Source organism: Cryobacterium sp. MLB-32 (assembly GCF_000738085.1).
In the GTDB taxonomy this organism is placed as follows: domain Bacteria; phylum Actinomycetota; class Actinomycetes; order Actinomycetales; family Microbacteriaceae; genus Cryobacterium.
In genome coordinates this window covers 1-563 of the sequence record NZ_JPRS01000738.1, presented here as the reverse complement: position 1 = coordinate 563, position 563 = coordinate 1, and the positions used below count along the sequence as shown (strand labels likewise).

The 563-nt window shown below is 63.9% G+C and carries 1 tRNA gene; it reads left to right on the top strand.

Annotation, left to right across the window (positions count from 1 at the left end):
- Positions 1 to 140: 140 nt before the first annotated feature.
- Positions 141 to 212 (top strand) — tRNA-Arg (locus tag JF66_RS21155).
- Positions 213 to 563 lie beyond the last annotated feature (351 nt).

Genomic DNA, 563 nt, shown 5'->3' with positions numbered 1-563 from the left:
ATGGGTCCGGTGACGATCGCTGTGTTCGACGACACGTGCGGCAATTTGATCCAGATCACGCACATGGCGCAGTAGCCGCACCGCGTCGCATGACCGATCGGGCGGGTTGACCGTTCCGAGCGGCTAAACTGACGAGACCAGCCTCTGTAGCTCAACGGAAGAGCAGTTCCGTCCTAAGGAAACGGTTGGGGGTTCGAATCCCTCCAGGGGCACACCCTTGTATGGCCCGGTTTCCCCGGTAAACACTGGGATGTCGGGCCATCAGTTTGTCGAATAATGGCCCCGTGCCCGCAGCTCTCCCACGCGTGAAGCGTCCTGGTTCGGTCTTCCCGCTGGTCGCCCCTGTCGACACCTCGATCCCACCGCTGGTCGAGGAGCGAGGAACGCTCGGGTCGAGCTTGTCGAGACCAGTCTCGAGACCTCGTGACCTGATCCCCGCAACGCCACCCCGCCGCTGGTCGAGCCTGTCGAGACCCCGCGACCTGATCCCCGCAACGCTCCCAAGCCGCTGGTCGAGCTTGTCGAGACCCCGCGAGTCGATCCCCGTGAGTCGACCCCCGCAA